At 61.6% G+C, this 4,435-nt stretch carries 5 protein-coding genes; all 5 read right to left on the reverse strand.

Annotation, left to right across the window (positions count from 1 at the left end; genetic code table 11):
• Positions 1–98 precede the first annotated feature (98 nt).
• The 5 genes from lipA to Q0349_RS12605 all read right to left on the reverse strand — a co-directional run bounded on the left by lipA (position 99) and on the right by Q0349_RS12605 (position 4,287).
• Positions 99–1,082: a lipoyl synthase gene (lipA, locus tag Q0349_RS12585; protein WP_366916327.1), complete on the reverse strand. Its 984-nt coding sequence runs from the start codon at positions 1,080–1,082 to the stop codon at positions 99–101.
• Positions 1,083–1,111: 29 nt separating this feature from the next.
• Positions 1,112–1,897: a pseudouridine synthase gene (locus Q0349_RS12590; RefSeq protein WP_298081365.1), complete on the reverse strand. Its 786-nt coding sequence runs from the start codon at positions 1,895–1,897 to the stop codon at positions 1,112–1,114.
• On the reverse strand, positions 1,890–2,411 hold the full coding sequence (locus tag Q0349_RS12595; protein WP_298081366.1) for an SMC-Scp complex subunit ScpB: 522 nt from the start codon (positions 2,409–2,411) through the stop codon (positions 1,890–1,892). The genes Q0349_RS12590 and Q0349_RS12595 overlap by 8 nt, the downstream gene beginning before the upstream one ends.
• Before the next feature lie 208 nt (positions 2,412–2,619).
• Positions 2,620–4,005: a PTS ascorbate transporter subunit IIC gene (locus Q0349_RS12600; protein ID WP_298081367.1), complete on the reverse strand. Its 1,386-nt coding sequence runs from the start codon at positions 4,003–4,005 to the stop codon at positions 2,620–2,622.
• A 9-nt stretch (positions 4,006–4,014) separates the two neighbouring features.
• Positions 4,015–4,287 carry a PTS sugar transporter subunit IIB gene (locus Q0349_RS12605; protein WP_298081368.1) on the reverse strand — a complete coding sequence of 91 codons (273 nt, stop codon included), beginning with the start codon at positions 4,285–4,287 and terminating at the stop codon, positions 4,015–4,017.
• Positions 4,288–4,435: the final 148 nt, after the last annotated feature.

Raw genomic sequence — 4,435 nt, forward strand, 5'->3', positions numbered from 1 at the left:
TAACTTATCCGCAAAGAAAAAGCCGCCTGCAGGCGGCTTTTTCTTTGCTTTTGTCCTGGTCATGAATGACCGGCGACTGGCTGCGCCCCGTCCCGCATTCAGTCCAGCACCGCTTTCGCCGACATATCGGCGTGGAAGGAGGAGCGCACCATCGGCCCGGAGGCGACGTGGGTGAAGCCCATTTTCAGTCCTTCGTCGGTGAATATCTGGAATTCGTCCGGGGTGTAGTAGTGCTTGACCGGCAGGTGGTGTACCGACGGTTGCAGGTACTGGCCAACGGTGAGCATACTGACGTCGTGACGGCGCAGGTCTTCCATCACGCCGAGGATTTCGTCGATTTCTTCGCCGAGGCCGACCATCAGCCCAGATTTGGTAATGACGGGCTTGTTGCTCGCTTTTTTGTATTCGCGCAGGAGCTCCAGCGAGTTTTCGTAGTTCGCGCCGGGGCGCACTTCTTCGTACATCCGCGCCACGGTTTCCATGTTGTGATTGAAGATGTCCGGCGGGGTGTGGCGCAGGATTTCGATGGCTTTGTCCATGCGGCCACGGAAGTCGGGGGTGAGGATTTCCACGGTCATGCGCGGCGCGAGGCGGCGGATTTCGCGGACGCAGGCGGCGAAGTGCGCGGCACCGCCGTCGAGCAAATCATCGCGGTCCACCGAGGTGATGACGACGTGGTGCAGGCCGATGTTGCGCACGGTTTCGGCGAGATGCGTCGGCTCCATCGGGTCAAGCGGGTTGGGGCGGCCGTGGCCGACGTCGCAGAAGGGGCAGCGGCGGGTGCAGATGTCGCCCATGATCATGAAGGAGGCGGTGTTGTGGCGGAAGCATTCGCCGATGTTCGGGCAGGAGGCTTCTTCGCAGACGCTGTGCAGTTTCTGCTCGCGCATGATGGCTTTCATCCGCTGCACTTCTGCGCCGCCGGGGAATTGTGCGCGTATCCAGCTGGGTTTGCGCAGCCGCTCTTCGCCGACGTGGCCGGTGTTTTCCGGGACCTGGCGGATTTTCTCCGCCCCTTTTTTCTTTACCCCCATCGCGTTGGGCTTGACGCGGACGGGGGCGGCTTGTTCTCGGTCGCTCATGACGATTCCTGATTGTTAATGTGTGCTTATTATAGTCCTGTCTTTGCGTCGCGCCGCTTGCCTTGCAGCAAGTTCAGCAGCGCGTTTGCCTCACCGGCGGTGAGTGGCCGCCAGCGCCCGGCGGCAAGGTTTTTCGGTAGCCAGAGGTTGCCAAAGCGGGTGCGTTTCAGGCGGCTGACCTGGCAACCGACCGCTTCCCACAGGCGGCGCACTTCGCGGTTGCGCCCTTCTTTCAGTACCACGCTGAAGTAGCGGTTGTACTGGGTATCGTCTTCGTGCAAGGCCTGCAACGGCTGCACGTCGTCGAAGCGGGCGAAGCCGTCTTCCAGCTCGATGCCGTTGCGCAGCGCCTGCAAGGTGTCCTCATTGACCTCACCCGCGACCCGCACCCAGTATTCGCGCTCGATTTCGGCGCTGGGGTGCATCAGGCGGTTGGCCAGCGCGCCGTCGTTGGTGAAGAGCAGGAGGCCGGCGGTATTGAGGTCAAGCCTGCCGACGCTGACCCAGCGCCCCTGCCGCAATTTCGGCAGATGGCGGAACACCGTCGGGCGGCCATCCGGGTCGTCGCGCGTGCAGATTTCGCCCGGCGGCTTGTGATACATCAGGATTTGCCGGGGTGCCTCGCGCTCCGGCGAGACGCGCAGCGGTTTGCCGTCCAGACTCAGCCGCTCATGCCCGCTGATGCGCTGCCCCAATTCGGCCGGTTTGCCATTGACGCGCAGGCGGCCCTCACGAATCCAGCCCTCAATCTCGCGCCGCGAACCCAAACCGCGCGCCGCCAGCCATTTCTGGATGCGCTCCAATTCATTACTCATTACTGCCTCCAAAACCCTCATCGGGCAAAGCGGGCAAATCCTCAAGACTTGCCACGGAAAAGTCAGACAAAAACTGCGCCGTCGTCGCCAGCAACTCCGGCCGCCCCGGTACCTCCTTCGTGCCGATCACCTCGATCCATTCCAGGTCAAAAAGCTGGCGGTAAATGCCGCTGCTGGTGGTCACGCCGCGCACCGCGTCAATCTCGGCGCGGGTGACGGGCTGATGATACGCGATAAACGCCAGCGTCTCCCAGAAGGCGCGGGAAAAGCGCACCGGCTGCGCCTCGGTAAAGGCAGCGACTGCCGGGAAATACGCCGGGCGCAACTGCAAGCGCCAGCCGCCCGCGAGCCGCACCGGCTCCATCGCCGACGCCTCGTAGCGCGCGGCCAGTTCGGCCAGCGCCTCGCGCACGGCATCTTCGGAAACATCCAGCGCTTGTGCGAGCAGCGCCTCGCTCACCGCCTCGTCGCGGGTAAACAAAATCGCCTCAATACGGCGGGATAAAGTCGTCATCAAAAAGCATCACCAATAAAAAAGTCCCCCGGCGGGGGATGTTAGGGGCGTTGGCGGTGCCGCCATCACCAGACGGGAAAAATCATACATCGGCAGCGACAGCGCGCGCAAAAAGTTCGCCTGCGGTGGGGCAAGCCCCACCCTACGGACAAATAAACAGCAAACCAAAACCCGCCAAACGGCGGGTTTTGCGATGCGGCAAGGCGGTTCAGCCCTTCGCTTTTTCTTCGGCCTGCTTGTCCAGCGACACTTTTTCCGGCACCGCGTAGTTATACACGACCAGTGCGGCGACGATGCCGATGACGATGGCGGTGATAGCAAAGCGTCCGGCATGGCCGCCGAGCCAGCCAAGGACAATGCCGACCACGCCGAAGTCGGCGTCGGAGAAGGTGGTGTTGGCAAAGCCGAGGTCGCCCAGCACCGGCAGCAGCCACACCGGGAGGAAGGTGATGAGGATGCCGTGGAGGAAGGCACCGATGCTCGCGCCGAGGCGACCGCCGACGGCGTTGCCAAACACGCCCGCAGTCGCGCCGCAGAAGAAGTGCGGCACCACGCCGGGCAGAATCAGCACCCAGTGCAGTTGGCCGAGGATGAAGAGGCCGATGAGGCCACCGGCGAAGCTGGCGAGGAAGCCGACCAGCACCGCGTTTGGCGCATAGGGGAAGACGATGGGGCAGTCCAGCGCCGGGCGCGCGTTCGGCACGAGTTTTTGCGAGAACCCGGTGAAGGCGGGGACGATTTCAGCCAGTATCAGGCGCACGCCTTGCAGGATGATGAAGACGCCGGCAGCGAAGGTAATCGCCTGAATCACCGCCCAAACGAGGAAATTCTGCCCGTTGGAGAATTTTTCCTGCTGCACGAAGTCCTGTCCGGCGGCGATGACCAGCACGAGGTAGATGACCATCATCGTCAGCGCGATGGAAACGGAGCTGTCGCGCAAAAAGCTCAAGTTTTTCGGCAGATTCATCTCCTCGGTGGAGCGCGATTTGCCGCGCAGGCTGCGCCCGACTAGCCCCGCCAGCACGTAGCCGACGGTGCCGAAGTGGCCGAAGCCGACTTCGTCGCTGCCAGTGATGTCGCGCATGAACGGCTGGGCGATAAACGGGAAGAACGCCATGATGAGGCCGAGCGTCAGCGCGCCGACCAGCACCAGTTGCACGCCTTCAAAACCGGCGACGACGAGGATGACGGCAATCATGCACGCCATATAGAAGGTGTGGTGGCCGGTGAGGAAGATGAATTTGAGGCGGGTAAAGCGGGCGATGGCGATGTTTGCCACCATGCCAAAGGCCATGATGAGCGCGGTCGCCGTGCCGTATTTTTCCAGCGCGGTGGAGACGATGGCCTCGTTGTTCGGCACCACGCCCTGCACGTTGAACGCCTGCTGGAAAATGTCGCCGAGCGGGCTCAGCGAGCCGAGCAGCACCGTCGCGCCGCCGCCGAGGACGATGAAACCGAGAATGGTCTTGATGGTACCCTTGATGGTGTCAGCGGCGGATTTTTTCTGCGCAATCAGGCCGATAAGGGCGATAACCCCAACCAGCACGGACGGCACCTTGAGAATATCAACGATGAAGTCGAGCAGCGCTTTCATGACGCCCTCCTAGTCGTGGTGGAAGTAAACCGCCAGCTTCTGCTCAAATTCGTCGGCGCTGACGAGATTGTTGATGACGATGACCTTGCTGCGGTCGATGCTGGAGCTATCGACGATGTCTGCGCCCATCACGAACAGGTCGGCGTCGTTTGACGCGGTGACGGAGAGGTCGGAGTGGGCGACTTCCGCTTCAATATTGAGCTTGGCCAGCGCCTTCTTGATGTTCATCTCCATCAAGAAGCTGCTGCCGAGACCGTGAGCACATACTGCCATGATTTTCATAAAGTTCTCCTGGTTGAGTTAAGAAAGCGGGAAGATAGCGGGTCGCCCGTGGGTATTTACTGTTATCGCAATCCTCACAAAGCCCTGTACAGCGTTGCGCCGCCTCGCCGTACAAAGGCGTACTGTCTTCGGCGGCGCGCCTTGTACA

Origin of the sequence: uncultured Cardiobacterium sp., from assembly GCF_938028185.1 — a bacterium.
GTDB lineage: Bacteria > Pseudomonadota > Gammaproteobacteria > Cardiobacteriales > Cardiobacteriaceae > Cardiobacterium.

Coding starts and splice junctions, on each gene's coding strand:
- Q0349_RS12595 (WP_298081366.1), bottom strand. CDS start 2,411: ATGACGACTTTATCCCGCCGTATTGAGGCGATTTTGTTTACCCGCGAC.
- Q0349_RS12605 (WP_298081368.1), bottom strand. CDS start 4,287: ATGAAAATCATGGCAGTATGTGCTCACGGTCTCGGCAGCAGCTTCTTG.
- lipA (WP_366916327.1), bottom strand. CDS start 1,082: ATGAGCGACCGAGAACAAGCCGCCCCCGTCCGCGTCAAGCCCAACGCG.
- Q0349_RS12600 (WP_298081367.1), bottom strand. CDS start 4,005: ATGAAAGCGCTGCTCGACTTCATCGTTGATATTCTCAAGGTGCCGTCC.
- Q0349_RS12590 (WP_298081365.1), bottom strand. CDS start 1,897: ATGAGTAATGAATTGGAGCGCATCCAGAAATGGCTGGCGGCGCGCGGT.